30 protein-coding genes are annotated in these 26,533 nt (G+C 74.0%); 18 read left to right on the plus strand and 12 right to left on the minus strand.

The genetic code is table 11. The features are described 5' to 3' along the window. Positions 1–16: 16 nt before the first annotated feature. The 3 genes from OG774_RS17055 to OG774_RS17065 are packed head-to-tail and all read right to left on the minus strand — an operon-like array spanning position 17 to position 1,703. Positions 17–547 (minus strand): hypothetical protein, encoded by a 531-nt coding sequence (locus tag OG774_RS17055; protein ID WP_328302551.1) that lies wholly within the window; start codon positions 545–547, stop codon positions 17–19. Continuing rightward, positions 547–897 carry a DUF4873 domain-containing protein gene (locus tag OG774_RS17060; RefSeq protein ID WP_328302553.1) on the minus strand — a complete coding sequence of 117 codons (351 nt, stop codon included), beginning with the start codon at positions 895–897 and terminating at the stop codon, positions 547–549. Before OG774_RS17060 ends, OG774_RS17055 begins: the two co-directional genes overlap by 1 nt. Then, a complete protein-coding gene (locus OG774_RS17065; RefSeq protein ID WP_274195866.1) occupies positions 894–1,703 on the minus strand; it encodes a TetR/AcrR family transcriptional regulator in 810 nt (269 codons plus the stop codon). Before OG774_RS17065 ends, OG774_RS17060 begins: the two co-directional genes overlap by 4 nt. Positions 1,704–1,803: 100 nt before the next feature. Between OG774_RS17065 and OG774_RS17070 the strand changes: the two genes are divergently transcribed. From OG774_RS17070 to OG774_RS17085, 4 genes are read left to right on the plus strand one after another with little or no spacing between them, the layout of a single operon-like run. Next, positions 1,804–2,703, plus strand: a complete 900-nt coding sequence (locus OG774_RS17070) for an AurF N-oxygenase family protein (RefSeq protein ID WP_328302556.1) — start codon at positions 1,804–1,806, stop codon at positions 2,701–2,703. 41 nt (positions 2,704–2,744) lie between these two features. Beyond that, on the plus strand, positions 2,745–3,740 hold the full coding sequence (locus tag OG774_RS17075; RefSeq protein ID WP_328302558.1) for an alpha/beta fold hydrolase: 996 nt from the start codon (positions 2,745–2,747) through the stop codon (positions 3,738–3,740). Continuing rightward, positions 3,727–5,301, plus strand: coding sequence for a flavin-containing monooxygenase (locus OG774_RS17080; protein ID WP_328302560.1), 1,575 nt, complete (start codon positions 3,727–3,729; stop codon positions 5,299–5,301). Before OG774_RS17075 ends, OG774_RS17080 begins: the two co-directional genes overlap by 14 nt. Then, positions 5,298–5,585 (plus strand): NUDIX hydrolase, encoded by a 288-nt coding sequence (locus OG774_RS17085; RefSeq protein ID WP_328310998.1) that lies wholly within the window; start codon positions 5,298–5,300, stop codon positions 5,583–5,585. The genes OG774_RS17080 and OG774_RS17085 overlap by 4 nt, the downstream gene beginning before the upstream one ends. Here the strand turns inward: OG774_RS17085 and OG774_RS17090 are convergent. Continuing rightward, positions 5,519–6,370, minus strand: a complete 852-nt coding sequence (locus OG774_RS17090; RefSeq protein ID WP_328302562.1) for an acyl-CoA thioesterase — start codon at positions 6,368–6,370, stop codon at positions 5,519–5,521. The genes OG774_RS17085 and OG774_RS17090 overlap by 67 nt on opposite strands. 464 nt (positions 6,371–6,834) lie before the next feature. Between OG774_RS17090 and OG774_RS17095 the strand changes: the two genes are divergently transcribed. From OG774_RS17095 to OG774_RS17125, 7 genes are all read left to right on the plus strand, one after another. Beyond that, complete coding sequence (locus OG774_RS17095) at positions 6,835–7,143, plus strand: hypothetical protein (RefSeq protein WP_274195860.1); 309 nt, start codon at positions 6,835–6,837, stop codon at positions 7,141–7,143. A 114-nt stretch (positions 7,144–7,257) separates the two neighbouring features. Continuing rightward, the gene (locus OG774_RS17100) at positions 7,258–7,698 is read left to right on the plus strand and encodes a hypothetical protein (protein WP_328302565.1); all 441 of its coding nucleotides are present in this window, start codon (positions 7,258–7,260) and stop codon (positions 7,696–7,698) included. A gap of 207 nt (positions 7,699–7,905) precedes the next feature. Then, entirely contained in the window at positions 7,906–8,214 is a 309-nt protein-coding gene (locus OG774_RS17105; RefSeq protein WP_328302567.1) for a hypothetical protein, read from the plus strand. A gap of 243 nt (positions 8,215–8,457) precedes the next feature. Next, positions 8,458–8,835, plus strand: a complete 378-nt coding sequence (locus OG774_RS17110; RefSeq protein WP_328302569.1) for a hypothetical protein — start codon at positions 8,458–8,460, stop codon at positions 8,833–8,835. Between the two features lie 234 nt (positions 8,836–9,069). Next, positions 9,070–9,402 carry a hypothetical protein gene (locus tag OG774_RS17115; protein WP_328302571.1) on the plus strand — a complete coding sequence of 111 codons (333 nt, stop codon included), beginning with the start codon at positions 9,070–9,072 and terminating at the stop codon, positions 9,400–9,402. Positions 9,403–9,652: 250 nt separating this feature from the next. Next, the gene (locus OG774_RS17120; RefSeq protein WP_328302573.1) at positions 9,653–10,066 is read left to right on the plus strand and encodes a hypothetical protein; all 414 of its coding nucleotides are present in this window, start codon (positions 9,653–9,655) and stop codon (positions 10,064–10,066) included. Between the two features lie 225 nt (positions 10,067–10,291). Then, on the plus strand, positions 10,292–10,588 hold the full coding sequence (locus OG774_RS17125; RefSeq protein ID WP_274198274.1) for a hypothetical protein: 297 nt from the start codon (positions 10,292–10,294) through the stop codon (positions 10,586–10,588). Positions 10,589–10,659: 71 nt separating this feature from the next. On the opposite strand, the gene OG774_RS17130 is transcribed toward OG774_RS17125, so the two are convergent. From OG774_RS17130 to OG774_RS17140, 3 genes are all read right to left on the minus strand, one after another. Continuing rightward, a complete protein-coding gene (locus OG774_RS17130; RefSeq protein WP_328302578.1) occupies positions 10,660–12,351 on the minus strand; it encodes an MFS transporter in 1,692 nt (563 codons plus the stop codon). Then, on the minus strand, positions 12,348–12,791 hold the full coding sequence (locus tag OG774_RS17135; RefSeq protein ID WP_328302580.1) for a MarR family winged helix-turn-helix transcriptional regulator: 444 nt from the start codon (positions 12,789–12,791) through the stop codon (positions 12,348–12,350). Before OG774_RS17135 ends, OG774_RS17130 begins: the two co-directional genes overlap by 4 nt. Before the next feature lie 65 nt (positions 12,792–12,856). Next, the gene (locus OG774_RS17140; RefSeq protein ID WP_328302582.1) at positions 12,857–13,603 is read right to left on the minus strand and encodes a hypothetical protein; all 747 of its coding nucleotides are present in this window, start codon (positions 13,601–13,603) and stop codon (positions 12,857–12,859) included. A gap of 229 nt (positions 13,604–13,832) precedes the next feature. Between OG774_RS17140 and OG774_RS17145 the strand changes: the two genes are divergently transcribed. Next, positions 13,833–15,332, plus strand: a complete 1,500-nt coding sequence (locus OG774_RS17145; protein WP_328302584.1) for a WS/DGAT/MGAT family O-acyltransferase — start codon at positions 13,833–13,835, stop codon at positions 15,330–15,332. Further along, complete coding sequence (locus OG774_RS17150; RefSeq protein ID WP_328302588.1) at positions 15,329–16,093, plus strand: methyltransferase domain-containing protein; 765 nt, start codon at positions 15,329–15,331, stop codon at positions 16,091–16,093. The genes OG774_RS17145 and OG774_RS17150 overlap by 4 nt, the downstream gene beginning before the upstream one ends. Here the strand turns inward: OG774_RS17150 and OG774_RS17155 are convergent. The 3 genes from OG774_RS17155 to OG774_RS17165 form a co-directional block, all read right to left on the minus strand. Next, positions 16,041–16,691: a phosphatase PAP2 family protein gene (locus tag OG774_RS17155; RefSeq protein ID WP_328302590.1), complete on the minus strand. Its 651-nt coding sequence runs from the start codon at positions 16,689–16,691 to the stop codon at positions 16,041–16,043. The genes OG774_RS17150 and OG774_RS17155 overlap by 53 nt on opposite strands. A gap of 120 nt (positions 16,692–16,811) precedes the next feature. After that, the gene (locus OG774_RS17160; protein ID WP_328302592.1) at positions 16,812–17,462 is read right to left on the minus strand and encodes a sortase domain-containing protein; all 651 of its coding nucleotides are present in this window, start codon (positions 17,460–17,462) and stop codon (positions 16,812–16,814) included. 4 nt (positions 17,463–17,466) lie between these two features. Next, positions 17,467–18,945, minus strand: coding sequence for a hypothetical protein (locus OG774_RS17165; RefSeq protein ID WP_328302594.1), 1,479 nt, complete (start codon positions 18,943–18,945; stop codon positions 17,467–17,469). 501 nt (positions 18,946–19,446) lie between these two features. Here OG774_RS17165 and OG774_RS17170 point away from each other — a divergent pair. From OG774_RS17170 to OG774_RS17180, 3 genes are read left to right on the plus strand one after another with little or no spacing between them, the layout of a single operon-like run. Then, complete coding sequence (locus OG774_RS17170; RefSeq protein WP_328302596.1) at positions 19,447–20,112, plus strand: hypothetical protein; 666 nt, start codon at positions 19,447–19,449, stop codon at positions 20,110–20,112. Position 20,113: 1 nt separating this feature from the next. Then, entirely contained in the window at positions 20,114–20,782 is a 669-nt protein-coding gene (locus tag OG774_RS17175) for a class F sortase (RefSeq protein ID WP_328302598.1), read from the plus strand. A 60-nt stretch (positions 20,783–20,842) separates the two neighbouring features. Then, positions 20,843–21,463 carry a sortase domain-containing protein gene (locus OG774_RS17180; protein ID WP_328302600.1) on the plus strand — a complete coding sequence of 207 codons (621 nt, stop codon included), beginning with the start codon at positions 20,843–20,845 and terminating at the stop codon, positions 21,461–21,463. A gap of 113 nt (positions 21,464–21,576) precedes the next feature. On the opposite strand, the gene OG774_RS17185 is transcribed toward OG774_RS17180, so the two are convergent. After that, a complete protein-coding gene (locus tag OG774_RS17185; RefSeq protein WP_328302602.1) occupies positions 21,577–23,604 on the minus strand; it encodes an ArnT family glycosyltransferase in 2,028 nt (675 codons plus the stop codon). Positions 23,605–23,678: 74 nt separating this feature from the next. Next, entirely contained in the window at positions 23,679–24,938 is a 1,260-nt protein-coding gene (locus tag OG774_RS17190; protein WP_328302604.1) for a bifunctional glycosyltransferase family 2/GtrA family protein, read from the minus strand. A gap of 157 nt (positions 24,939–25,095) precedes the next feature. On the opposite strand from OG774_RS17190, the gene OG774_RS17195 reads away from it, so the two are divergent. Together OG774_RS17195 and OG774_RS17200 are read left to right on the plus strand one after the other, a co-directional pair. Beyond that, positions 25,096–25,947 (plus strand): alpha/beta fold hydrolase, encoded by an 852-nt coding sequence (locus OG774_RS17195; RefSeq protein ID WP_328302606.1) that lies wholly within the window; start codon positions 25,096–25,098, stop codon positions 25,945–25,947. A gap of 14 nt (positions 25,948–25,961) precedes the next feature. Further along, complete coding sequence (locus tag OG774_RS17200; protein WP_328302608.1) at positions 25,962–26,504, plus strand: dihydrofolate reductase family protein; 543 nt, start codon at positions 25,962–25,964, stop codon at positions 26,502–26,504. Positions 26,505–26,533 lie beyond the last annotated feature (29 nt).

The raw sequence follows: 26,533 nt of genomic DNA on the forward strand, positions 1-26,533 counted from the left end.
GCTCACGGGGCGGGGCTCACAGGGGGATGCGGCACTCCGCGACGGCCTCGGGCGTGGCCAGCACGGTGGAGACGTAGACGCCGACGTGGTGGCGGATCTCGGTGTCGAGGTCGCCGAGGCGGCGCAGGAACACGCCGCCGACGCCGCTGGTGCGGATGTCGGCGTCGATGTCCTCGTCCCGGACCGGCTCGACGTCGATCTCCACGGCGTCCGGCGCCGCCCGTGCGACGAGGCCGACGCGCACGAGGAGCTCGACGTCGGCGGGGATCCTGCGGGTGCCGATGACGACCGTGAGGTCGAGCGACACCGGGACCCGGACCACCACGAGCTGGTCGCCCTCGCGGCGCGCCGTCAGCCGGCCGACGGCGCCCTCGGCGTAGGCGGTGGCCATGTGGTGCGGGCCGGCGGGCACCGGGCCGAAGGTCACCCGGTCGCCGATCAGGCCGCCGATGACGCGCACGGCGCGCTCCGGGGTGGCGAGCGAGCGGACGGTGGCGGGGTCGCAGACCTGCTCCGCGACCGCGCGGCCCGCCTCGCCGGGCGCCATCAGCGCACCCCGGCGATCTCGGCGGGCGTGTCCTCCGAACCGACGGGGAACGGCGGCGTCGAGACGCCGGCGATCCGGTAGCGGCCCCACGGGTCGACGTCGGAGAGCTCGCCGTCCGCGGCGCCCACGGGCGTCGTGACCCGCGTGGGGCGCTTGCGGCCGTCGAGGGCCGCATGCAGCTCGGCGTGCACGGCCACGCGGCCGTACCAGTGGAATCGCCCGTCGAGGGGCTCGAAGTGCCCGAGCAGGGTGACGTGCACGTCGTACTCCGTGCCGTCGACCTCGAGGGTCGCGGGCCCGGCGTAGCCGTCCTCGTCGTGGTCGTGCGCGGGTGTTGCCTCCGGCGTCATCGCTCCGGGCTCCTCACTGCTCGATCGGTACTCGCTCGGCCGCCGCTCGGGCCGCCTGACTCCCCCGGCCGCCTGGCCGGGGCCCGCACGTCTCCCGCGTGCAACTGGATGACCTTGTTGATGGCCAGGGGCGCATTGGGGTCGATGAGGACGTCGTGCTGACGGGCGAACCCGTCGATCGCCGCCCACACCAGCAACGTGAGGTACTCGGTGACGCTCTCGCGGCTCATCGAGCGCCGCTCGAGCCACCACTCCGCCGCGTTCTGGACGAAGCCGACCACGCCGTACGCCCACGGCTCGGCGGGCCCGGAGTCGAGCCCGAAGGACCGCAGGTAGTCGCCGAGCAGCGCCGACAGCGCCGTGGCGATGATCTCCTTGTCCTCGCGGACGACGTCGGAGCCGCGCCCGTCGATCGGGGTGTGGCGCGCCAGCACCCAGTAGAGGTTCGGGTACTCGTCGAGCGTCCCGAAGAACGCGTCGATCGACTTGCGGATGCGCGGGAGCGGCGCCTCCTCGCTGTTCAGCGCGGGGATCAACCGGTCGAGCAGGATCTCCGTGGCGCGCTCGCCCATGGCCTCGACGAGGTCGGCCTTGTCGGAGAAGTGCCGGTAGAGCACGGGCTTGGTGACGCCCGCCTCGACGGCGACCTGCTCGATCCCGAAGTCCGGCCCCACGTCCGCGAGGACGCGCATCGCGGCCTCGACGAACTCGGCGCGGCGCTGCGTCCGGTGCTTCTCCCACCGCGTGCGACGTCCGTCACGCGGAGGGGTGGGACCCGAGCGGTTCGGCTTGACATCGTCCGGCACGGGTCCGCACGCTACCACCAGTTACAGTTACCAGCGGTAAGACGTACACCAGGTGCGTGATACCCGGAGTCCGCTCCACGGCGAGCAGGAGGACCCAGCCATGAGTGCGCCCACGGCCGACCGGCACCAGACCGCGGAACGGCTCCTGAAGTCGTCGGCGAAGAAGTCCTACGACCCCGCGGTCGACATCGACTGGGACGCCCCGCTCGTGCCGGACGCTATCTGGGTGCCCGAGCACCGCGTCTCCCTCTACGGCACCGAGCTCTGGGAGCGCCTCACCCCCGAGCAGCGCGTCGAGCTCGGCAAGCACGAGGCCTGCAGCGTCGCCTCGGTGGGCCTGTGGTTCGAGGTCCTGCTCATGCAGCGCCTGCTCAAGGACTTCTACGCCGAGGACCCGACGTCGCCCCGCGCGCAGTACGCGCTCACCGAGGTGGCCGACGAGTGCCGCCACTCCCAGATGTTCGCGCGCATGGTCGACGCGGCCGGCGTCGAGCCCTACGGGCCGCGGGAGTCGATCCGCCAGCTCGGCAAGCTCTTCTCCGTCGTCAGCTGGGGCCCGGCGTCCTACGGCGCGATCCTCGTCGCCGAGGAGGTGCTCGACCGCCTGCAGCGCGAGCAGGCGAACGACGAGCGCGTCCAGCCGCTGATGCGCCAGGTCAACCGCATCCACATCATGGAGGAGGCGCGCCACGTCTCCTTCGCCCGCGACGAGGTCACCCGCGGCATGGCGCAGCTCTCGCCGCGCGAGAAGGCCTACCAGCGCTTCATCGTCGCGTTCATCTCGATGTTCGTGGTGCGCAGCCTGATCAACCCGAAGGTCTACGCGGCCGTCGGCATCGACCCGAAGGAAGGCCGCCGCGCCGCGCTGGCCAACCCCCACCACCGCGAGATGATCCGGTGGGCCGGCGAGAAGATCATGCCGTTCCTCACGGAGGCGGGACTCGTCGGCCGTCCGGGCATGACCTGGTGGCGCCGGTCGTTCCTCCTGTCCGAGGGCTGATCCGACACGGGGGATCCGGGCGAGGAGAAGAGGAGAGCGCGGTGCTGCGCGAACAGGTCGACCGGTTCACCACGCCCGACGGTGCGCAGTTGCGCGTCGGCGACTCCGGGGACGGCACCGGGGGCCCGACGCTCGTGCTCGTCCACGGCTGGTCGCAGGACCTGCGGACGTGGGACCGGGTGGTGGACGACCTGCGCCGCACCGGGTTCACCGGGCGCATCCTGCGCTACGACCACCGCGGGCACGGCGGGTCCGACGCGGCCGCCGAGGGCACCGCGACGGTGGGACGCGCCGCCGACGACCTCGCCGCGCTGATCGCCGAGCGCGTGCCCGAGGGCCCGCTGGTGCTCGCCGGGCACTCCATGGGCGGGATGACCCTCATGGCGCTGGCCGAGCGACACCCCCGGCTGGTCGCCGACCGGGTCGCCTCCGTGGCCTTCGTGGCGACCGCCAGCGACGAGATGGACGAGCTGACCCTCGGGCTCCCCGGGCGGCGCGGCCGGCTGGTCGCCCGCGGGGAGCACGTCCTCGTCCCGCTCACCGCCCGGCTCGGGCACCGCGCCCCGCCGCGGGAGATCGGCACCGTCGGCCGCTCCCGCGAGCACGCGCCCCGGGTGCGGGCGTCGCTGCTGGCCCCGGGCGTCCGGGCGCTGGTGTTCGGACGCCACGCCCGCCGCGACGACGTCCTCTCCGTCGCCGAGCAGGCGCTCGCCGCGCACCCGCCGAGCGTCGCCGCCTTCCGCGCGTCGATCGGCGAGCACCGGCGCCGGGGCTCGCTGGCCGCGCTGCGCGGCATCCCCGTGGTGGTGCTGGTCGGCGACCACGACCGGCTCTGCCCCCAGCAGCGCGCCCGCGACATCGCCGACGCGCTGCCCGACGCCCGGATCGTCCTGCTCCCCGGCGCCGGACACATGATCAACCTCGAGCGCAGCACCGAGGTCGCCGCCCACATCGCGGGGCTGCTCGCCGTGCCCGCCGCCGAGGCCCCGACCACCACCGTGATCCCGCAGGAGGACGCCGGCCGTGTCAGCGCCTGAGACGTCCGCGAACGGGACGGCCGAGCGCGTCCACGAGGTCCTCGTCGTCGGCTCGGGGTTCGCGGGCCTCGGTCAGCTGCTCGCGCTGCGCCGCGCCGGCATCACCGACGTCGTGCTGCTCGAGAAGTCCGACGCGCTCGGGGGCACCTGGCGCGACAACACCTATCCCGGGTGCGCGTGCGACATCCCGTCGCACATGTACTCGCTCTCGAGCGTCCCGAACCCCGACTGGTCGCGGTCCTACTCGCCCCAGCCGGAGATCCGCGAGTACCTCGAGCGGGTGGCCGACGCCGAGGACCTGCGCCGCCACGTGCGCTTCGGCCAGGAGATGACCGGCGCGACGTGGGACGAGCAGAGCCGCACCTGGACGGTGCACACCCGCGGCGGACGGAGCTGGCAGGCCCGCTTCCTCGTCCACGGCGTCGGCGCCCTGCACCTGCCGAAGACGCCCGACCTGCCCGGAGCCGCCTCGTTCGACGGTCCCTCCTTCCACTCCGCGCGGTGGGACCACGACGTCGACCTGCGCGGGAAGAAGGTCGCGGTCATCGGCACCGGGGCCAGCGCGATCCAGTTCGTGCCGCAGATCGCCGGCGTCGCGGCGGAGGTGCAGCTCTACCAGCGCACCCCGGCCTGGGTCCTGCCCAAGAACGACAAGCCGCTCCCGGAGGGCCGCAGGCGCTTCTTCGCCCGCCACCCGCGGGTCCACCGGGCGTACCGGTCGGTGATGTACGCGGCGCTCGAGTCGCGCGCCCTCGGGTTCAACTCGAACCCCGCGGCCCTGCGGCCCGTCGAGTGGCTGGCCACCAAGAACATCGAGCGCCAGATCGACGACCCCGAGCTCGTCGCGAAGCTGACGCCCGACTACTCGATCGGCTGCAAGCGGGTGCTGGTCTCCAACGACTACTACCCCACGCTGAACCGCCCCGACGTCGACGTCGTCACCGCCGGCGTCCGCGAGGTCCGGGCGTCGTCAATTGTCGACGGCGACGGCACCGAGCGGGACGTCGACGTCATCATCTACGGCACCGGATTCCACGTCACCGACGCCTTCGACGCCCTCGAGATCACCGGGCGCGGCGGGCGCACGCTGCGGGACGTCTGGGCGCAGGACGGGATGGCGACGCACCTCGGCCTGACCGTCACCGACTTCCCGAACATGTTCTTCCTGCTCGGCCCCAACACCGGGCTCGGCCACAACTCCGTCGTCTTCATGATCGAGTGCCAGACGCGCTACGTCGCCCGGGCGATCGACACGGTCCACGCGATGGGGATGGGCGGGCTCGACGTCCGCGCGGAGGTCCAGCAGCGGTCCAACGCCGCCGTCCAGCGACGCCTCGACAAGGGCATCTGGACCCGCGGCGGATGCACGAGCTGGTACCTCGACGCCGCCGGGGTGAACCGCACGATCTGGCCGGGCTTCACCGTCCGGTACTGGTGGGAGACCCGGCGGTTCGACCCGACCGACTTCGAGTTCTTCGGCCGGGCCGCCGACGCCGCGGCCACGCCGACACCGGAGGAGGCGTCGCAGCGCGAGGACTCGCCCGAGACGGTGCCCGCCTGACGGGTCGCCGCCGCGCCGGGCGGGTGCTGCTCGTGCACCCCACCGACAAGCCCGGCTGGGACGTGCCCGGCGGCGTGGTCGAGGAGGGCGAGTCGCCCGCCGAGGGCTGCCGCCGCGAGATCGCCGAGGAGCTCGGCCTGGACCGGGCCACCGGGGCCTTCCTCTCCGTCGACCACACCCGGGGCGACGGGTCCGACGGCGGGACCGACGGCGGGCGCTACGACCGGCGCCGGATGAGCCCCTCCTGCACGACGGAGGCCACGAGCACCCCGTCGCGCGTGTAGAAGCGCCCGGCCGCCAGACCGCGGCCGCCGCCGGCGCTGGGCGACTCCTGCACGTAGAGCAGCCACTCGTCGGCCCGGAACGGGCGGTGGAACCAGACGGCGTGGTCGAGGCTCGCCAGGCTGACCTCGCCGGAGGCCGCGCCGCCGACGACGTGCGGGAACACCGCCGCCTCGAGCAGGGTGAGGTCGCTGGCGTAGGTGAGGACGCAGACGTGCAGCAGCCGGCCGTAGGGCGAGTCGGGGCCGGGCAGCTCGCCGTCGGCGCGCACCCACACGCGGTTGGTCGGATCGCGGTCCGCGGTCTCGTCCCAGGGCGAGTGATCGACGTACCGGACGTCGAGCGGCCACACCAGCGCCTTGCCCGTCGTCGTCCAGGCCGGGCGGTCCGCCGGCACCGGCGGCATGTCGCGACGGTGCAGCCCATCGGGGCCGGGCGTCTCCGGCATCGGCGCCTGGTGCTCCACGCCCTGCTCCGGACGCTGGAACGACGCCGACATCGTGAAGATCGTCTCGCCGTGCTGGACGGCGGTGACCCGGCGCGTGGTGAACGAACGCCCGTCGCGGGTGCGGTCCACCTCGTAGACGATCGGGGCGAACGGGTCCCCGGGCCGCAGGAAGTACCCGTGCAACGAGTGCACCCCGCGGTCGTCGTCCACGGTGCGGCCTGCCGCGACCATCGCCTGCCCCGCCACCTGGCCGCCGAAAACCCGCAACAACGACTCCCGGGGGCTGCGGCCCCGGAAGATGTCGCGCTCGATGCGCTCGAGATCGAGCACGTCGTCCACGAGCTCCCTCAGGGCCTGACCCACGCCCACCGCCTCTCCGAAGTCCTGTGTGCGGCGCACATCGTCGCGCACGTCCGGCGCAGAGGGGTCCGAGTGGTGGGTCACCCAGAGCGTCGGTGGATCTGATGACGGGACGGGCCCCGATGTGGTGACGGGGGCCCTGCCCACTTCACCCGCGGCGGCGCCGTTGGTCCGTTCGGGGCATATCCCGAGCCCTGAACAGTCGGTCGCCCGTGGAGGTGATCAGCGCAGTGCAACCACACAACGTGACAGAAGTGGCCGTTCTCGATCCGCTGCGTAACCGTCTCGTGACCACCTCGTTGGAACCCCTGGCGTCACCCCCGGGGCCGATCAAGCCCGGGGCGGTGACTCCTGGGGGACACACCGTCCGCGTCCTGCCGGCTCCGGCCGGGCGGTCCAGCCGGTGCGTCCCGCTCCCCCGACAAGTTCTTCGAGGAGTTCATGTGATCAAGAAGCTGGGTGTCGTGACCGTCGGTGTGGCCGCGGGCCTCATGGTTGCCGCGCCGTTCGCCTCCGCGTCCGAGGGCGGCCACGGCCACGGCGGCGGGCACGAGGACTCCGGGTCCTGCAACGTCACCGGCGGCTCGGCCGAGGCCAACGGCGGCATCGACGGCGACGCCCTCGCCGGCAACCTGCTCGCGCAGGCCCCGGTGGGTGGCGCCAACGCCCTCAACATCGTCTGCAACGACATTCTCAACGGCAACGCCAGCGGCAACAACGTCGCCGTCGACATCGCCGGCGGCCTGCTCTAAGAGGCCTTCGCGCGGGTGGGACCGCACTGACGTGCGGCCCACCCCCGGCGGACCGGCGACCCCGTCCGCCACCTGAACGACCACTGCAGCACGACGAATCTCCCTGGGGGACCAGTGTTCAAGAAGTTCGGCATCGTCACCGTCGGCATCACCGCCGGCCTGCTCGCCGCCGCGCCGCTCGCCTCGGCGGGCGAGGCGCCCGAGCACGGGGGCCACGGCCACGAGCACGGCGGCCACCACGGCGAGCACAAGGGTGAGCACAAGGGCGGCGGCTCGGACTGCAACGTCACCGGCGGCTCGGCCGAGGCCAACGGCGGCATCAGCGGCGACTCGTTCCTGGGCAACGCCCTCGCGCAGGCGCCGATCGGTGGGGCCAACCTCGGCAACATCGTCTGCAACGACATCCTCAACGACAACCTCAGCGGCAACAACGTCGCCGTCAGCGTGCTCAGCGCCGACGACGAGGAGGCCGACGAGGACGAGGACTCCGTCGTCGACCCGGAGGACATCGACGGCAACGGCGTGCCGGACGCCGAGGAGATCGGCGGCGCCTGACGCGTCGCACACGTCACGAGAGCCCGGCCATCCGATCGGTGGCCGGGCTCTCGTGTGTCCGGGGTCCGTCCGGCCCCCGACGGTCGTCACTCGATCGTGTCGACCGCGCACCGCGACGTTGCGGGCACGCCCCGCGCTCGTTGATCCACCAGACGCGCGCCCGGCACCCGTCGTGCGCTCGCTCCCCCGACAACCACAGGAGTTCTCGTGCTGAAGAAGATGGGCGTCGTCACCGTCGGCGTCGCCGCCGGGCTCATGGTCGCCGCCCCGTTCGCGTCCGCCACCGAGTCGGGCCACGGCCACGGCGACGACGACGGGCACCGCGGCTCCGACAGCTCGGACTGCAACGTCACCGGCGGCTCGGCCGAAGCCAACGGCGGCATCGACGGCGACTCGTTCCTGGGCAACGCCCTCGTGCAGGCCCCGGTCGGCGGCGCCAACGTCGCCAACATCGTCTGCAACGACATCCTCAACGACAACCTCAGCGGCAACAACGTCGCCCTGGACGTCCTCTGAGGCACGGCATGAGGCACTGACGGCGTCCGCTCGCCGGACGCCTCGGGACCACGCGAAAGGCCCGGCCACCGTCTCGGTGGCCGGGCCTTCGTCCGTTCAGGGAGTTCCCCCCGTGACACGCCCATTCGGGGGAATCAGCCGCGCGGGTCGTTGCCGCGGTCGTGGGAGTTCGTTGGGCCGTTCGAGGCGTCGTCATGCACTCGGACGATGCCGCCGCTCCCCCGACATCATCCAGGAGTTCTCGTGCTGAAGAAGATGGGCGTCGTCACCGTCGGCGTCGCCGCCGGCCTCATGGTCGCCGCCCCGTTCGCCTCCGCCCACGAGTCGGGCCACGACTCCGACCACGGCTCGGACCACGGCTCGCGCGGCAGCGACAGCTCGGACTGCAACGTCACCGGCGGCTCGGCCGAAGCCAACGGCGGCATCGAGGGCGACGCGCTCGCCGGCAACCTGCTCGCGCAGGCCCCGGTGGGTGGCGCCAACGCCCTCAACATCGTCTGCAACGACATTCTCAACGGCAACGCCAGCGGCAACAACGTCGCCGTCGACATCGCCGGGCTGCCCGGGGCGCCGGAGCTCCCCGAGCTCCCCATCGAGCTCCCCGAGGTCCCGACCTCCTGAGACCCCGGCCGTCCCCCCGAGGACGGCACGCGCGAGCCCGGTCACCGGTTCCCGGTGGCCGGGCCTTCGTGCGTTTCCGGGCGTTACAGGAAATTGAGCCCCCATTCGGGGGTAATGGCGCATCCGCACGTAGCAGCAGCGCGGCGTCCTCGTTGAGCCGTGTGAGTCGCGGTGCCGGGTGGTGCTCATCCGGTCGGCGCCGTCCCTGCTCCCCCGACACCACCAGGAGTTCCCATGCTCAAGAAGCTCGGCGTCATCACCTTCGGCGTCACCGCCGGCCTCATGGTCGCCGCCCCGTTCGCCTCCGCCCACGAGTCGGGCCACGACTCCGACCACGGCTCGGACCACGGCTCGCGCGGCAGCGACAGCTCGGACTGCAACGTCACCGGCGGCTCGGCCGAGGCCAACGGCGGCATCGACGGCGACTCGTTCCTGGGCAACGCCCTCGTGCAGGCCCCGGTCGGCGGCGCCAACGTCGCCAACATCGTCTGCAACGACATCCTCAACGACAACCTCAGCGGCAACAACGTCGCCGTGAGCGTGCTCGGCGGCGCACTGCCCATCTGAGCTCGGTGATCCTCCGACGGCACTCGCCGCGGAGGACACCACCAGGACCACGCGAAGGCCCGGCCACCGATCGGTGGCCGGGCCTTCGTGCGTCTCGGCCGCCGCGGCCTCGAACTCCATGCCACGTTCGGGGGGTTCGCGCCGCGAGAGGTAACGCCGCCGTCACGTCGTCGTTGGGCCGTTCGGACCGTGGGCGAAGTGCTCCCCAGCCAAGCCGCCCACCCCGCTCCCCGACACACCTGGAGTTCATGTGCTGAAGAAGATGGGCGTCGTCACCGTCGGCGTCGCCGCCGGCCTGATGGTCGCCGCCCCGTTCGCCTCCGCCCACGAGTCGGGCCACGAGTCGGGCCACGAGTCGGGCCACGACTCGGACCACGGCTCGCACGGCAGCGACAGCTCGGACTGCAACGTCACCGGCGGCTCGGCCGAGGCCAACGGCGGCATCGAGGGCGACTCGTTCCTCGGCAACGCCCTCGTCCAGGCCCCGGTGGGTGGCGCCAACGCCCTCAACATCGTCTGCAACGACATCCTCAACGGCAACCTCAGCGGCAACAACGTCGCCGTGAGCGTGCTGGGCGAGGAGGCCGAGGTGCCCACGCCGGACGCCCAGGCGCCCGAGGCCCCCGAGGCGCCGGTCGACCCGGTGATCTTCGACGTCCCCTGAGCCTCGACCCGAGGTTCCCGGCGGCCCGGTCACCGTTCTCGGTGGCCGGGCCGTCGTACTCCTCGGCCGGGAGTTCCCGCAGGGACATCCCCCGATCGGGGACGATCCCGCAGTTCGAGATCACGAGGACGTCACAGCCTCGTTGAGCCATCCGAGGCGTCGGTGCCGCGCTCCTCAGCTCTCCGGCCCACCGCCTGTTCCCCCGACAGACCTTTAGGAGTTCTCGTGCTGAAGAAGATGGGCGTCGTCACCGTCGGCGTCGCCGCCGGCCTGATGGTCGCTGCCCCGTTCGCCTCCGCCCAGTCGGAGGTCGACGAGAACAACAACGTCACCTCCAAGGGCAGCAACATCGGGGTCGACACCGGCAACGTCATCGGGCAGGGCAACGGCCAGGGCAACACCTTCAACGGCGTCGAGGTCCCGGGTCTCCCGGACGCCCCCACGCTGCCGCAGCTCCCGCCGCTGAGCGACTTCCTCCCGGAGCTGCCCAGCCAGTTCGAGCTCCCGGGCATCCCTGCCTGAGGCACGACACCCGCACGCGAACGGGCCCGGTCCACCGCCACGGTGGGCCGGGCCCGTTCGTGTGTCCGGGGTCAGCGCGCGGCCGGCACCGCCTGCTCGCCCGGCACGACCGGCTCGACCGGGTCGGTCCCGTCCGGCACGACCACGACCGGGCAGGGCCCGCGGGTCCACAGCGCCCGGTCGGCGCTCGGGGCGGCCAGCGCCGCGAGCGCGCCGCCGCGAGGATGCCCGACGACAACCGCCCGGGCGTGGCGACGACGGGCGACGGCGACCAGCTCGCCGCCGACGTCGCCGTGGGTCCCCACCGGCGCGAGCGTCTCGGAGGTCACCGGCGCACCGGGGCCGCCCGCCTCCCGGGCGGCGGCGAGGGACCGCTCGAGGGCCCCACCGGCACCATCGTCGGCGGCCGCGTCGCCGACGAGCGCCCGCTCGGGCACGTGGACGACGACCAGCGGCGCGTCCAGCAGGACCGCGAGCCGCCCGCCCGCCGCGGCGACCGCCGGGGCCTGCGGGGCGGCGTCGACGGCGACGAGGACCGGGCGGGGTGCGTCGTCGGGCTCGGTGTCCTCGACCGTCTCCGCGTCCTCCGCCGTCTCGACGGCGCGCAGGAGCCGGTGGGCGGTGGACAGCACGAGGATGCCGACCGCGACCACGACCGCGCCGACCCAGAACGGGGTGTTCGGCAGGAACGCCTCGGCGAGGAGGCCGGCGATCCACGGCGCGAGGCCGCCGCCGAGGAAGCGCACGAAGCTGTACGACGCCGACGCGACCGGGCGCTCGACCGGGGCCACGGACATGACGGCCTGGGTGACCAGCGTGTTGTTGAGCCCGATCATGGCGCCGGCGACGATCACCGCCCCGATGACGACGCCCGGGGTGTCGTTCCAGACCGCGATGACCAGCAGGTCGAGCGCGAGCAGCCCGAGCACGTGGTAGAGGACCCGCACGGTGCCGAAACGGCGCTCCAGCGCCGGGGCCACGAACACCGCGAAGATCGCGACCAGCACGCCCCACGCGGTGAAGACGGCGCCGAGGCCGAGCTCCGACAGGTCGCCCATCGAGTAGGGCGAGTACGCGAGCAGGGTGAAGAAGCCCCAGTTGTAGGCGAAGGCGGTCACCGCGATCGTGGCGAGGCTGCGGTGCCGCAGCGCCCGGATCGGGTCGAGCAGGCCGATCTTCGTCGCGGGCTTCGGCGTCTTGTCCAGCAGCACCAGCGTCGCGATCAGCGCGATCGCCATCAGCACGGCCACGCCGAAGAACGGGGCGCGCCAGCTGACCGAGCCGAGCAGGCCGCCGACGAGCGGGCCGAGCGCGATGCCGACGCCGAGGGCGGTCTCGTAGAGGATGATCGCGCCGGCGAACCCGCCGCTGGCCGAGGCGACGATCACCGCCAGCGAGGTGGCGATGAACAGGGCGTTGCCCAGCCCCCAGCCGGCCCGGAAGCCGACGATCTCGCCGATGCTCCCCGACGCGCCGGCCAGCGCGGCGAACACGACGATGATCGACAGGCCGGTCACCAGCGTGGCCTTGGCGCCGATGCGGCTGGAGACCCAGCCGGTCACCAGCATGGCCACCGCGGTGATGAGCAGGTAGCTGGTGAACAGCAGCGAGACCTGCGCGGGCGTGGCCGCGAGCTGCTGGGCCAGCGCCGGGAGGATCGGGTCGACGAGGCCGATGCCCATGAAGGAGATGACGCAGGCGAACGCCACGGCCCAGACGGCCTTCGGCTGACGGAACGGGCTGGCGGTGGGGGACGTGCTCACGACACTCCTCGCGAGGGTGCGGTTCGGGTCAGGCGTGACAGCGCCCCGGCGGCCGCGTCGACCGCGGCGCGCTCGTCGGGCTCGAGGTGGTCGAGCAGCTCGGCCAGGCGCGAGGCGCGCCGGGTCCGCCGCGCGGTGAGGACGTCGCGTCCCGCGTGGGTCAGCGTCACCACGACCGCCCGGCCGTCGCTCGGGTCGGCGCCGCGCGTGGCGAGGCCGTCGCGCTCCAGCCGGGTCACCAGCGCGGTCATGCTCGGCTGGGTCACGCCCTCGCGCACGGCGAGGTCGGAGAGACGCTGCGGTCCGTCGCGGTCGAGCGTCGCGAGCGTGGACGCGGTCGTCAGGCTGAGGTCACGCCCCGCGGTGGAGCGGATCGCCCATGCCGCGAAGGCGTCCAGCGCGGCCGCGGTGGCCAGGCGCTCGTCGATCGGTGCCGTCACCGGACCGTTGTATCAGCTAACTATATTGTCGGTCGATGTGTCGGCGGGCACGGAGCCCGAGCGGCTCAGGAGTCGAAGGAGAGGACCGAGTCCGACTCCTCGGACTCACCGCCGCCGAAGGACAGCAGCGACGTCGCGCCCTGCGCGGTCGAGCCCAGGCCGCCCACGACGCCCCCGAGCAGGCCGCCGCTCCGGCCGCCTCCCCCGGAGCCGCCGTCGTCCGCGCCACGACCGCCGCCACCACCGCCGCCACCACCACCGCCACCACCGCCGCCGGAGCCCTCGGACGGGGCCGAGCCGCCGCCGGAGCCGCCGTCGTCCGCGCCGCCACCACCGCCGCCGTCGCCGGTGGAGCCGGTGGAGCCGGTGGAACCGCCGCCCGACGCGCCACCGCGCGCGGGGGTCCCGGCGTCGCGGACCGACGAGACGCGGGCGACCTCCCCGCTGCCCGCGGTCGCACCGGAGCGGGCCGCGCGACCGGAGGCCGGCGCGTCGTCACCCCGGGAGCCCCCGCTCCCGGGACGGACGCCGAGCGTGCTGCCGGGGACCCTCTGGGGGACCACCGACCCGTCCGTGGCGGCGAGGTCGAGCACGGTGACCGGCGCGGGAGCGAGCCCCGGCCCGAGGGGGAGTGCGGCCGCCGGTGCCCCGGCGCCCCCGCCGACGCTCGGCGGCCCGAGGGGGGCGTCGGAGCTCGCCGGGCTCATCACCACGGAACCGACACCGATGGCCCCGACGGTGGCGACCAGCGGGAGCGCGCCGAGCGCGATCCGGGCACGACGTGAGGATGCCGCCGACTGGTGCCTTCCCATGGCTGGCTCTCCGTCCGCTCGGGAGGTCCGGCGTGCACCACCGATCGAGTGAGCACTCCTCCGGAACGGTCAACGGACGTGACGTCCGGAGGTTACGAACGCCGTCGCCGAGGACTTGAGTCCACCGATGAGGTGAATCGCGGTGCCCCGGATGCGCCGGGTGGCCGCAGGACGGCCGATGGCCACAGAATGTGCCCCCGCCTTGGCCGTCGACGTGGAGGTCCCCACCGTGAAGCAGCTGTCCGGTCTGGACTCGGCCTTCCTCGACCTCGAGGACGACCACCAGTTCCTGCACGTCAGCCAGCTGTTGATCCTCGAGCGGCCCGACGACCCCGACTTCGCGCCCTACCCGGCGTGGCGTCGCCAGCTCGCCGACCGGCTGCACCAGCTCGAGCCGTTGCGGCGGCGGCTGGTCGAGGTGCCGTTCGGGCTCGACCATCCCTACTGGATCGCCGACCCCGACTTCGACCTCGACTTCCACGTCCGGCACAGCGCGGTGCCCCCGCCCGGTACCGACGACCAGCTCGACCAGCTCGTGGGCCGGCTCGTCGCCGCGCCCATGGACCGTGAGCACCCGCTGTGGGTCTCGCACGTCATCGAGGGGCTCTCCGAGAACCGGTTCGCGATCCTGACCATGATCCACCACAGCGCGGTGGACGGCGCCGCGGGCGCGGACCTCCTCGAGCTCATGCTCGACGACGTCCCCGACGCCGAGCCCCCGAGCCACGCGGGCGAATGGACCCCCGAGGAGCCGCCCTCCACCGCGGGGGTCCTGGCCCGCGCCGCCGCGCACGGGCTGCGCCGCCCGGCGCGCGGGCTGCTGCTCGCGGCCCGGGCCGGCCAGAGCGTGGCCCGGGCGAGCCGCAACCCCGCGGTGATCGACCTCGCCGACAAGGTGCGCGGGAGCCTGCGCGGACCCCTGGGATCGGTGCTCAACGTCGGCCGCGAGCGCGATCCCGAGCAGGACCTCCCCCGCCTGCCCCCGCTCGTCACGCCGCCCGCCCCGTTCAACGGCCCGGTCAGCCGCTACCGGCGTTTCGTGCACCGCGCCCTCCCCCTGGCCGAGGTCAAGGCCGTCGGGAAGGAGTCCGGCGCGACGATCAACGACGTCGTGGTGTCCCTGTGCGGGGGCGGGCTGCGGCGGTGGCTGCTCGACCGCGGCGAGCTGCCCGACCAGCCCCTCACCGCGATGATCCCGGTGTCGCTGCGCGAGGGCGGTGAGGACGGGGAGGACGAGCAGTGGACCAACCGGGTGTCGGCGACCGTGGCGGCGCTGCCCACCGACGTCGACGACCCGCTCGCGCGTCTGGGCGCGGCCCACGACGCGCTGCGCGTCGCCAAGCAGGTGTTCGCCGCGCTGCCGGGCGAGCTCACGCCCGACGCGGCGGGGCTGGGCGTGCCGGCCACCGTCACCGCCGTGAGCCGTGCGCTGACCCGGTGGAGCACGGTCGCGCCGGCGCCGTTCAACACCGTCGTGTCCAACGTGCCGGGACCGCGGGAGCCGCTGTACCTGGGCGGCGCGCGGATGACCCACTACATCCCGGTCTCGGCCATCGCCGACCCGGTGGGCCTGAACATCACGGTCCAGAGCTACGTCGACCAGCTCGACATCGGGCTCCTGGCCTGCGCCGAGCTGATGCCCGATCTCCACGCCCTCGCCGACGCCGTCGTCGAGGAGTTCGAGGCGCTGCGTGCGGCGGTGCGGGGCCCCGGGAACGACGAGGCGTGAGCGCCCGCGACCGCCTCGCGGACCTGCTCACGGTCCCGCTGCCACCGGACGACGGCACGCCGTGGATCGACCTCGTCGAGGGTCGTCCCGGTTCGCGCGGACGCGTCCAGGACCTGTGGGAGACCGGGGGTGGTGCCGGCGCCTACGACCGGCTCCTCGCCGCGGGCGACCGGTTCGGCGGCGGCATCCCGGGGTTCGCCGGCGGTGACGTCGTGCGCGACTTCTACGACGTCGCGCGACGGCTCGACCTCCTCGAGGGCGACACGGTGCTCGACCTGGCCTGCGGACCCGGGACGCTCACCCGCCACCTCGCCGACGGGGTGGGGCCGGACGGGCTGGTCGTGGGCGCGGACCTCTCCCCGGCGATGCTCACCCGCGCGGCGAAGGCCGTCACCGCGGAGAACACCGTCTTCGTCCGCGCCGACGCGATGTCGCTGCCGCTGCGCGACACCGTCGTCGACGCCGTGTCCTGCTCGCTGTGCCTGCACCTGGTGCCCGACCTCGACACCGCGCTGATCGAGATCGCGCGGGTGCTGCGACCGGGCGGGCGCCTCGCGGCCGCCGTGCCCGCCCACGCACCCGGACCGTTCCGGTTCACCACCGAGCTCCTGGCCCGCGGGGGTCAGGCCCGCCTGTTCCGTCGCGGCGAGCTCGCCGACGCCCTCGTCCGGCACGGTTTCGTGCGCGTCTCGACCCCGCACGACGGGCTCATCCAGATCGTGGACGCCGTCGCCCCCGGAGCAGCGCCCCCGCGAGGGTGAGGACGCCGGTCGTCGCCGCGACGACGCCGAGCGCGGCGACGACGTCACTGGGCCGGTGCCAGCCGGCGACGATCGTCGCGACCCCCGCGAGGCCGGTCACCGCGACCGCGGCCAGCCCGGCGAGCGGGCGGAGCAGCCGCGGCACGACGAGCACGAGGGCCACGCCGAGCGAGGCGACGAGCGTGACGTGGCCGCTGGGCAGGGAGTTGCCCTCGGCGGAGTCGGGGCGGACGAGGCCGGCCTTGAGCAGCTGGGTCACCACCTGGGAGCCGGCCACCAGGGCCACGACCGTCAGGGCCCGGTCGCCCCGTCCGCGGACGAGCGCGAGACCGGCGAGGACGACCATCGCCAGGCCCACCGAGGGGATGCCGACGAGCTCGAGCACCCCGAGCCCCTCCCCGCGCAGGCCCAGCCCGGTGGCCGTCCGCATCACCGCGTCGTCGAGGGCCCGGCCCGTCGGGTCGAGCACGGCGACGAGGTAGGAGCCGATCACCGCGGCGAGCCCGAGCACCACGGCGGCCGTCGGGGCCACGACTCCCCCTCTCCGCCCCGGCGCGTCGAGGAGAGGCACCGTCGGGGCGGTCGCGAGGGTGGTCATGGTCGCCACGGTCCGTGCGGCGGGTGTGGTCCGGCTGACGACGGCCTGTGCGGGGCCTGAGAAGCGAGAACGGCCGGGCCCCCTGTCCCGGGGCCCGGCCGTCGTCGCTGTCGTCGCCGCCTACGCCCGGTAGGCCTCCACCGCGCGGGCGTACACGACCACGTTGTCCTCGTAGCTGCGGACGTCGGCGTCGAACTCGCCGCCGCAGGTGATGAGGCGCAGCTCCGGCCCGCTGGTCGGCCCGTAGACCTGGGCGGTCGGGAACGCGTCCTTCGGGACCATGTCGACCCGGTCGACGGCGTAGACGACGGTGACCCCGTCCTGGCGCTCGACGAGCACCTGGTCACCGGCCTCGACCTCCGCGAGCCGGGCGAAGCCGCCGTCGACCCCGCGGTAGTTCACGTGCGAGGCGTAGACCGCCGGACCGCGCTCGCCGGGGGCCGCGCCGCCGGCGTAGTGGCCGACGGTCATGGCGTCGCTCGGCACCTCGAGACGCCGGTCCTCGGTCTGGCCGAGCTCGGCGAGCTGCCGGGTGTCCACCCCGATCGACGGGACCTGCAGGTTCGTCGTCCCGGAGGCCCCGAGCGGCAGCGCGACGGCCGTCCGCTGCGCGGGCAGCGCGACGCTCGTCGGGCCAGTGCGCTGCGAGGAGCTGCCCATCACGTAGGCCACCACCAGCAGCAGCCCGAGGACCACGACGACGGCGATCGCCGCCTTGGTGGTCCCGCTCGTTGCGGTCTTCTCGTCCTTGCGGTCGATCACGGTGCCCATGGGATCAGCCCTGCCGCGCGAAGCGCCGGGCGAGGGTCAGGCCGGTCACGCCAAGGCCACCGAGCGCGCCGGCCGCCAGGGCGACCTCGACGCCCGAGGCGCCGGAGTCCGTGCTGCCGTCGCCCGTCGCGACACCGCCGACGGGGTAGCTGTCGTACACGACGGTCTCGACGTCATTGCCGTGGGCGTTGGCCTCGCAGGCCTCGCCGTCGTCGTCACGGTCCAGGCGGAACGGGTCCGAGCGGTCCCAGTCGAGGATCGCGTTGGCCTCGTCGTAGGTCAGCTCGTCGCAGTCGACGTCGTAGCGGTGGTGCCAGTAGGCGCCCCACCACTCGTACGACACGTGCGTGTTGACGAAGTTGATCGTGGTGTTGTACTCGATCACGGTCGGGCAGAGGTGCTTGACCACGTCACGCAGGTGCTCGAGGCAGACGTGCACGTCGGTCGTGTTCAGATCGCGGCAGAAGCCCTGCAGCTGGTTGCTGAGCTTCCCGAGGCCCGACGTGCCGGCGGGGAACTTCAGCTGCGAGATCGCGTTCAGGCAGGCGTCGTTGACGTTGGTGAACTTGCCGTCCACGGGCTGCGGGATGGTCGGCAGGTTCGGGAGCCCGATCTTGTCAGTGCCCGGGAGCAGGTTGTCGATCTCCTCCTGAACGTTCGGGACAGCGTTCTTGACGTCGTCCTCGGAGACGTCGGAGCCCTCGGAACCGGTGCCGTCGGTCGCGGTGCCGTCGGTCGCGGTGCCGTCGGTCGCGGTGCCGTCGGTCGCGGTGCCGTCGGTCGCGGTGCCGTCGGTGCCGGTGCCTTCGGTGCCGGTGCCTTCGGTCGCGGTGCCTTCGGTGCCGGTGCCTTCGGTGCCGGTGCCTTCGGTGCCGGTGCCTTCGGTGCCGGTGCCTTCGGTGCCGGTGCCTTCGGTGCCGGTGCCTTCGGTGCCGGTGCCTTCGGTGCCGGTGCCTTCGGTGCCGGTGCCTTCGGTGCCGGTGCCCTCGGTGCCGGTGCCCTCGGTGCCGGTGCCCTCGGTGCCGGTGCCCTCGGTGCCGGTGCCCTCGGTGCCGGTGCCCTCGGTGCCGGTGCCCTCCGTGCCGGTGCCGGTGCCCTCGGTGCCGGTGCCCGTGCCCTCGGTGCCGGTGCCGGTGCCCGTGCCCGCCGTGCCGGTGCCCGTGCCCTCCGTGCCGGTGCCGGTGCCGGTGCCGGTGCCCTCGGTGCCGGTGCCGGTGCCCTCGGTGCCGGTGCCCGTGCCGGTGCCCTCGGTGCCGGTGCCCTCGCTGCCGGTGCCCCCGCTGCCGGTGCCCCCAGTGTTCTCGGTCGCGAGCTCCTCGCAGGTCTCGGTCAGCGGATCCCAGACGCCGACGTCAGGCGTGCACTGCGCCTTGGTCAGGCCGTCCACCGGCGCCGCGAGCGCGAGCCCCGGAGCGATCACCGCCAGTCCCACGCAGCCCGCCAGCACGACCGCGGCGCTGCGGCTGCTCCGTCGACCCTTCATCGTTGTCCCCTTCAGTGCGCTCGCGGCCGAGTACGTTCGGCCGTTCGCTCTACGCGTCGCACGGAGGGTCACGTCCATTACCCATTCCTCGAGATCTCCCCTCTGACCCCCGACAGATCCACTCGAATGGCTGAGACAGCGGGGTCGCCGGCACCTCGCCGAGAGGTCTCGGCACGCGAATCGACCGCCTGGCCTCGGCGGATGGGAGCGACCCCCACACCTCCGCCTCGCGGGCGGACGGTGCCGCGAAGGTCTCGCACGATCCCGTGGGAGATCGGGCTCGCAGGACCGGGAGCGCCTCCGGATCGAACCGGACCGATCACGTTCTGTCGTGGGAGTCGCCGGGCCCCTCGAGGCGGACGGGAATTGTCTCGACGCCGCGGGCCTCCGGACTACCTACTGACGCGTACCTAACCTGCGGCTCCGGCGTTACAACGATCGGGGGAGTCGCCACGGGCCGACGACCTCGATCACGTCGGGACGAACGAATCGGGTCGGGACATGGCGAACGGACGTCGGCGCGCGGTCAGCGCGCTGGTCGGGTTGATGGCGGCGGGCATGATCTCCTCGGCGGGGATCGCCGCGGCGGACTCTCCGATCGACATCTCGGACCCGGGCGGCAGCATCGGTGACGTGGTCGGGGGCATCATCGACAGCATCTCCGGCGCGCTCGGGGGCAACGGCTCGCTCCCGGAGATCCCGGAGCTGCCGCTTCCGGGCACCGGGGGAACGACGACCACCACGTCGCCGACGAGTTCGTCGTCCTCGCGCCCCACCACCGAGACGGAGACCCACACCGTCACCCTGCCGCCCGTGGTCTACGGCCCGGGCAACACGTACTACCACTACGTCCCGCCGGTGGTGTCGAGGTACGACCTCAACTGCTGGGACTTCGCCGATACGGCCGACGCCCAGGCCGAGCTGATGCGCGACCCGTCGGACCCGAACAACCTCGACGGGGACAACGACGGCCAGGCCTGCGACTGGGGCGTCGGCGGGCCACGCCACTACACCGGCTACCCCGTGGGTGGCATCGCCGCCGGCGACGGGTCGGACTCCGGCCCCACGCCGGGCCAGGTGATCTTCATGGCGATCGCCGGCATCGGCGCCGGCGCGGGGGTCGCGCGGGGCCGCCAGATCGTCGTCGCGAAGCGCGAGGCCGCCTGACGTGGCCGCCCCCGAGGCGCCGCCCGAGGGCCCGTCGCGCGGTGGCGGGCTCCTGGACAAGCTGACCGGGCGCGTCACCGCGCTCGTCCTCGTCGTGCTCGCCGTCGGCGTGCTCGTGGCGTTCCTCAACTCCGGCGAGGAGGACGAGGGGCCACGGAGCCGGTTGGTGCCGGTGGCCGAACGGGTGTCGGTGCCGACGCCCCTGGCGCCGGCGCAGATCACCGGCGTCGACGCACCCTCGATCGGCCTGGCCGCCGCCGACACCACGACCCTGGGCCTGCGCGACGACAACTCCCTCGACGTCCCCCGCAGCGCGGCGACCGTGGGCTGGTACGAGCGCAGCGCCGTCCCCGGGCAGGCCGGGCCGTCCGTGCTCGCCGCCCACGTCAACTTCCGTGGCGAGCCGGGCGCCTTCTCCCGTCTCGGGGAGATGCGACCGGGCGAGGCGGTCGAGGTGCACCGCGACGACGACACCACGGCCGTCTTCACCGTCGACCGCGTCGAGCGCTACGCCAAGGACGCCTTCCCCACCGAGGCCGTCTACGGCCCGACCGACGACGGCCAGATCCGGTTGATCACCTGCGGCGGCGTGTTCGACGAGCGCACCCGCAGCTACGAGGACAACATCGTCGTCTTCGGCCACCTCACCGGCGCCTACCGCCCGGCCTGATCCGGCCCGGCGGGGCGCGTCGTTCGGGGTGCACCCCGTCGTGGGTGCATCCTCGACGACGTGTCCGGCCGTCTCCTCGCCTTCGTGCTCGCGCTGCTGGCCGTCGGCGTCCTGGTGGCGGCCGTCGCCGGCGGTGGCGGCGGTGGCGGCGGCCCGGAGGAGACGCGCACCGCGGCCCTGGCACCCGGGGAGCGCGCGCCGGTCCCCGTCCCCCTGCCGGAGGCGGACGTGACCGGCGTGGACGCCCCCTCGATCGGCCTGTCCACCGAGGAGACCACCGACCTGGGCCGCAACGCCGACGACTCCCTCGAGGTGCCACGGGACGCCGAGACCGTGGGCTGGTACGACGAGAGCGCGAGCCCCGGCGCCGTCGGGCCCACCGTGCTCGCGGCGCACGTCAACCTCGACGGCGAGCAGGGCTCGTTCTTCCGGCTCGGACGGATGCCCGCCGGCTCGACCGTCGAGGTGCACCGCGACGACGACACCACGGCCGTGTTCGTCATCGACCGCGTCGAGCGCTACGCGAAATACGCCTTCCCCACCGAGGCCGTCTACAGGCCGACCCCGGACAGCCAGATCCGGTTGATCACCTGCGGTGGGGTGTTCGACCACACCGCCCAGACCTACGAGGAGAACATCGTCGCCTTCGGCCACCTCACCGCGGCGTACCGGACGGGCTGAGCCCGGGGAAGCCGGGCGAGGGCCGCGCGAACCCGGGGGGAGGGTCCGCACGACCCCCGCGATAACCGGCCGAGCCGGTGGTCGAGGGTCCTGGAGTGCGGCGCGAGGCACGTTCAGGACATCGGTGCTCCCAGGTCGTACAGGGTGCGCTCTCCGACGTCGATCGGCGTGAAGTGAGTCTGTACCCAGGTACGGACTTGAGCACTGTCGCCCCGGACGTCCCGTCCGCCAAGGCGTCCGGCGTCCTGGTCACCGGATCGGGGGCCGTCGCCGCCGCCCGCGGGACCACCGCCCTCCACGTAGTAGCGCACCTGCCCGGATGCGACGTCGGCCTGGAACTCGGCGAGCGTCGGGGCCGGGTCGCTGCCCATGAACCCGCCCATCGCCATCACCGGGACACCGGAGGCGAGCTGCAGCGACGCCGCGCTCTGCGCGCCGGTGGTGGCGGCCGCCCAGCGAGTGCCGGCGCCCCGCAGCAGGGCGACGAGGGCGGGCGAGGGGGTCTCGCTCTCCGGGCCCCCGGAGCGTGCGGCGCCGTGGTCGCGCCATCCGCCGGGCATCCCGCCCATCGCGCCGCCGGGGCCGGCGCTGACGATCGAGCCCTGGTGCGGGGTGACGGCGGTGTCCGCCGCGAACGCCGTCGAGCCGCCGAGCACGGCGACGAGCGCCGCGAGCACGCCGACGGTCGCGGTCCGTCGCCAGCGCGCAAGCGGGACGAGCAGCGCCACCGTCCCGAGCACCCCGGCGACGAGCAGCACCCAGCGCGCCCACGGGATCCACGCGTGCTGGGTGAGGATCACCGCGCTCCACCAGGCGGTGCCTGCCACCACCACCGCGAGCACGCCCCGCGTCCAGACCTGCGACCGGCGACGCCACAGGACGGACGCCCCGACGGCGGTCGTGAGCGCGATCCCGGGCGCCAGGGCGACCGCGTAGTAGGGGTGGATGATCCCGCTCATCGCGCTGAAGACGACGGCGTGCACGAGCGTCCAGAGGCCGCCGAGCAGCAGGAGACCGCGGGTGCGGTCGGTGCGCGGCGCGCGGCGCAGGGCCCGGAGCGCGGCGACGAGCAGCACGAGCGCCGCGGGCAGGAGCCAGGAGGCCTGGCCCGAGAACTCGGACGTGAACAGGCGTTGGACGCCCGGCGAGCCGCCGAAGCCGCCGCCGGGACCCCCACCCGGACCGCCCATGCCGCCCGGGAGCATGCCCGCCGGAGCGCCGCCGGGACCGCCGCCCGGAGTGCCCTCGGCGCCGAGGATGCGGCCGAGGCCGTTGTAGCCGAGCGCGAGCTCGAGCAGCGAGTTGGTCGTCGACCCGCCGATGTAGGGGCGCGAGGACGCGGGCCAGAGCTCGACGAGCGCCACGTACCAGCCGGCGGAGACGACGACGGCTGCGCCGCCCGCGAGGAGGTCGCCGATCCGGCGCCGCAGCCGCGCCGGCGCCACGACCAGCACCGTCAGCGCGAACGCCGGGACGACGAGGAGCACCTGGAGCTGCTTGGTGAGGAACCCGAGGCCCACGAGCGCGCCGGTGGCGACGAGCCACCAGGTCCCGGCGCGGCGCCCGGCCGAGTCGATCGACCGGGTCGTCGTCCAGCCGGCCGCGACCATGGTCAGCACGAGCATCGCGTCGGGGTTGTTGAACCGGAACATCAGCACCGCGACCGGCGTCGCCGCGAGCAGGGCGCCGGCGGCGAGCGCGGTGCGCGGGCCCGACCACCGCCGCACGGTCAGGTACAGCAGCCCGACCGCGGCGACGCCCATGAGCGCCTGCGGGACGAGCATCGACCAGGAGCTGAACCCGAAGATGCGCCCGGACAGCGCCATGACCCACAGCGACGCCGGCGGTTTGTCGACGGTGATGAGGCCCGGCGCGTCGAGGGCGCCGAACAGCCACGCCGTCGGCGACTGCGTGCCGGCCTGGACGGCGGCGGCGTAGAAGGAGTTCGCCCAGCCCGACGCGCCGAGGTTCCACAGGTAGGTGACCGCGGTCGCGGCGAGCAGACCGAGCAGCGCCGGGCGCACCCAGCGCGGGTCGTCGGCGCGCCCGCGCCACGCGCGCCGGGGCCACGAGGTGTCGGGCGGCGGCTCGCTCGGCGGGGTGCTCGGCGCGGCGACGTCCGGGTCGGTCGCGGTGGTCATCGGTTCTCCGGGTTCGTGATCGACGGAAGATTTCGGACACTGGGTGTCAGCGGCGCCACGCCGCTGACATCTCGTCAGACCTGCTGACGGCGCGGGTGGAAGACCCAGGCGCGGTAGGCGACGAAGCGCAGCAGCGTGGCGACGAGGTTGGCCAGCACGAGGACGGCGAGCTCGATGCCGTGGCTCGCGGCCGGGGCGAGGGCGCCGAGCAGGGCCAGCGAGCCGGACGTCAGCACCAGGCCCAGCCCGAACACGACGAGGCCTTCGACCTGGCTGCGTCCGGCGTGGCGCCGCCCGCGGATGCCGAAGGTCAGGCGGCGGTTGGCCGCGGTGTTGGCGACGGCGGTGATCACGAGGGCGAGCAGGTTCGACACCTGCGCGGGCAGCGCCGCGCGGAAGAGCGAGTAGAGCAGCAGGAACGCCAGCGTCGAGACGATCCCGATCGCCGCGAACCGCACGATCTGCGCCGTCATCCCGGGCGCCACCCCCACCCTCTCGTCGGCCGCGCCGATCTCCGCGCGCCCGAGCTCCCGGCGCAGCTGCGCGACCGGGAGCGCGCCCGTGGCCAGAGCGCGGCCGACGCGGGCGACGCCCTTGAGGTCGGCGACCGCGGTGGCCACCACCTCGACCCGCGAGTCCGGGTCGTCGACCCAGTCGACGGGCACCTCGTGGATCCGCAGCCCCGAGCGCTCGGCGAGCACGAGGAGCTCGGTGTCGAAGAACCAGCCCGTGTCCTCGACCAGCGGCAGCAGCCGGCGGGCCACGTCGGCGCGGATCGCCTTGAAGCCGCACTGCGCGTCGGAGAAGCGCGCCCGCAGCGTCCCGCGCAGCAGGACGTTGTAGCAGCGCGAGATCACCTCGCGCTTCACGCCGCGCACCACCCGCGACGAGGGCGCGAGCCGCGAGCCGATCGCGAGGTCGGAGTGCCCGGAGATCAGCGGCGCCACCAGCGGCAGCAGGGCGTTGAGGTCGGTGGACAGGTCGACGTCCGTGTACGCGAGCACCGGCGCGTCCGACGCCGACCACACCGCGCGCAGCGCCCGCCCGCGGCCCTTCTCGTCGAGGTGGACGACGGTGACCTCGGCGAACTCGTCGGCCAGCGCGTCGGCGACGGCGAGCGTCGCGTCGGTGCTCGCGTTGTCCGCGACCGTGATCCGGAACGGGTAGGGCAGCGCGTCGGTGAGGTGGCGGTGCAGGCGCCGGACGCACGGGCCCAGGTCGCGCTCCTCGTCGAACACGGGGACGACGACGTCGAGGACGGCGGTCCCGGTGGCCTCGACGGGCTCCCGGTGAGCGCGGGAGGACGGAGTGGGGAGCGTGGTCGCTGCGGTCATGATCGCAGCGTCGGGCGCGTCCGTGGACGGGCCGTGTGCCGACGCTGTGCCCGGGCTGTGCGTGCGAGCTGTGCGCGAGCAACCGGTCGCACTTGACGACCGGTCGCGATGTCCGATTCAGTACTGGTTGCACTTCGCAACCGGGAGGAGCGACGCCGTGCTCATCGACGTCGACGAGGACGTGCAGCTCGACGCGGAAGTGCTCGGCGACGCCGACGCCCCGGCGATGCTGCTGATCGGCGGCGCGGGCTGGTCGCGGGACTGGTGGGACGACGACCTGTGCGCCCGCCTCGTCGCCCGCGGGTGGCGCGTGATCCGCTACGACGCGCGCGACACCGGCGCCTCGACGTCGTGGCCCGCGGGCGCGCCGGGCTACACCGGGACGGACCTGGTCAGCGACGCGCTCGCCGTGCTCGACGCCCTCGGCGTGGACCGCGCCCACGTCGTCGGCCTCTCCGCGGGCGCCGGTGTCGCGCAGTGCCTGGCCCTCGCCCACCCCGGGCGCGTCGGCGCGCTGACCCTGCTCGCGACCACGGCGATCGACCCGTCCGTCGGCGACCTGCCCGGGCCGTCGCCGGCGATCGCGGCCCTGTTCGCCGACGAGGGTCCCGCTCCCGACTGGAGCGACCACGACGCCGCCGTCGACGCCCTCGTCGAGGGCGAGCGGGCGTTCGCCGGCGCGGGGGTCTTCGAGGAGACCCGCGTGCGCGCGATCGCCGAGCGGGTGGTCGGCCGCAGCCGGGACCTCGCCGCGAGCACCACCAACCCGTTCATCGCCGCCGCGTCCGGGACGACGGGTCCCACCGCGTTGAGCGCGCTGGACGGGCTGCCGACCCTGGTGGTGCACGGCGGCGCCGACCCGCTGTTCCCGCCCGCGCACGGGCGCGCCCTCGCCGCGGCGATCCCCGGGGCCCGCCTGCTGGAGATCGCGGACATGGGGCACCAGCTGCCACCCGCGGCCTCCTGGGACCAGCTCGTCGACGCCCTGCCCGCCCACCCCCGACGCTGACGGAGGACCCCTCGATGGCCAAGTTGATCTACTCGGCGACCGCCTCGCTCGACGGCTTCATCGCCGGCCCGGGCGGTGACATGTCCTGGCTGACCGAGCACAGCGGCGGCGAGGACCCGACTGCCGACCGCGTGCTCGCCCGCACGGGCGCCATCCTCGTCGGGCGCGTCACCTTCGCCGGCGACGACCCGAACGCGGGCACCGACGCCGAGGGCGCGTTCGGCGGGCAGTACGACGGCCCCGTCGTCGTGCTCACCCACCGGCCTCCGGAGGACCCCCTCTCGGCGTGCTCCCCTGAAGGCGTCGAGTTCGCCACCGACCTGCCCACGGCCGTCGAGCGGGCGAAGGCCCTCGCCGCCGACCGCGACGTCAACATCCTCGGCGCGGACGTCGCCGCCCAGTGCCTCGACGCCGGGCTGCTGGACGAGGTGCTGATGTTCTTCGCACCCGTGCTCCTCGGCGACGGCACCCCGATGTTCCGGCGCCCGGGCGGGATGCAGGTACGCCTCGAGCGCCTCCCGGGCGAGACCGAGCACTGGTACCGCGTGGTGCGCTGACCCCGTCCGCTTCGCTCCCGACCGTCCCG

Source organism: Actinomycetospora sp. NBC_00405 (assembly GCF_036044095.1).
Classification (GTDB): Bacteria; Actinomycetota; Actinomycetes; order Mycobacteriales; family Pseudonocardiaceae; genus Actinomycetospora; species Actinomycetospora callitridis.

What these genes read in the sequence shown, in the direction of transcription:
- OG774_RS17170 (WP_328302596.1), top strand. Translation starts at nt 19,447, where the DNA reads ATGGCGAACGGACGTCGGCGCGCGGTCAGCGCGCTGGTCGGGTTGATG.
- OG774_RS17115 (WP_328302571.1), top strand. Translation starts at nt 9,070, where the DNA reads ATGCTCAAGAAGCTCGGCGTCATCACCTTCGGCGTCACCGCCGGCCTC.
- OG774_RS17155 (WP_328302590.1), bottom strand. Translation starts at nt 16,691, where the DNA reads ATGACCACCCTCGCGACCGCCCCGACGGTGCCTCTCCTCGACGCGCCG.
- OG774_RS17070 (WP_328302556.1), top strand. Translation starts at nt 1,804, where the DNA reads ATGAGTGCGCCCACGGCCGACCGGCACCAGACCGCGGAACGGCTCCTG.
- OG774_RS17060 (WP_328302553.1), bottom strand. Translation starts at nt 897, where the DNA reads ATGACGCCGGAGGCAACACCCGCGCACGACCACGACGAGGACGGCTAC.
- OG774_RS17190 (WP_328302604.1), bottom strand. Translation starts at nt 24,938, where the DNA reads ATGACCGCAGCGACCACGCTCCCCACTCCGTCCTCCCGCGCTCACCGG.
- OG774_RS17165 (WP_328302594.1), bottom strand. Translation starts at nt 18,945, where the DNA reads ATGAAGGGTCGACGGAGCAGCCGCAGCGCCGCGGTCGTGCTGGCGGGC.
- OG774_RS17160 (WP_328302592.1), bottom strand. Translation starts at nt 17,462, where the DNA reads ATGGGCACCGTGATCGACCGCAAGGACGAGAAGACCGCAACGAGCGGG.
- OG774_RS17200 (WP_328302608.1), top strand. Translation starts at nt 25,962, where the DNA reads ATGGCCAAGTTGATCTACTCGGCGACCGCCTCGCTCGACGGCTTCATC.
- OG774_RS17055 (WP_328302551.1), bottom strand. Translation starts at nt 547, where the DNA reads ATGGCGCCCGGCGAGGCGGGCCGCGCGGTCGCGGAGCAGGTCTGCGAC.
- OG774_RS17185 (WP_328302602.1), bottom strand. Translation starts at nt 23,604, where the DNA reads ATGACCACCGCGACCGACCCGGACGTCGCCGCGCCGAGCACCCCGCCG.
- OG774_RS17140 (WP_328302582.1), bottom strand. Translation starts at nt 13,603, where the DNA reads ATGGGAAGGCACCAGTCGGCGGCATCCTCACGTCGTGCCCGGATCGCG.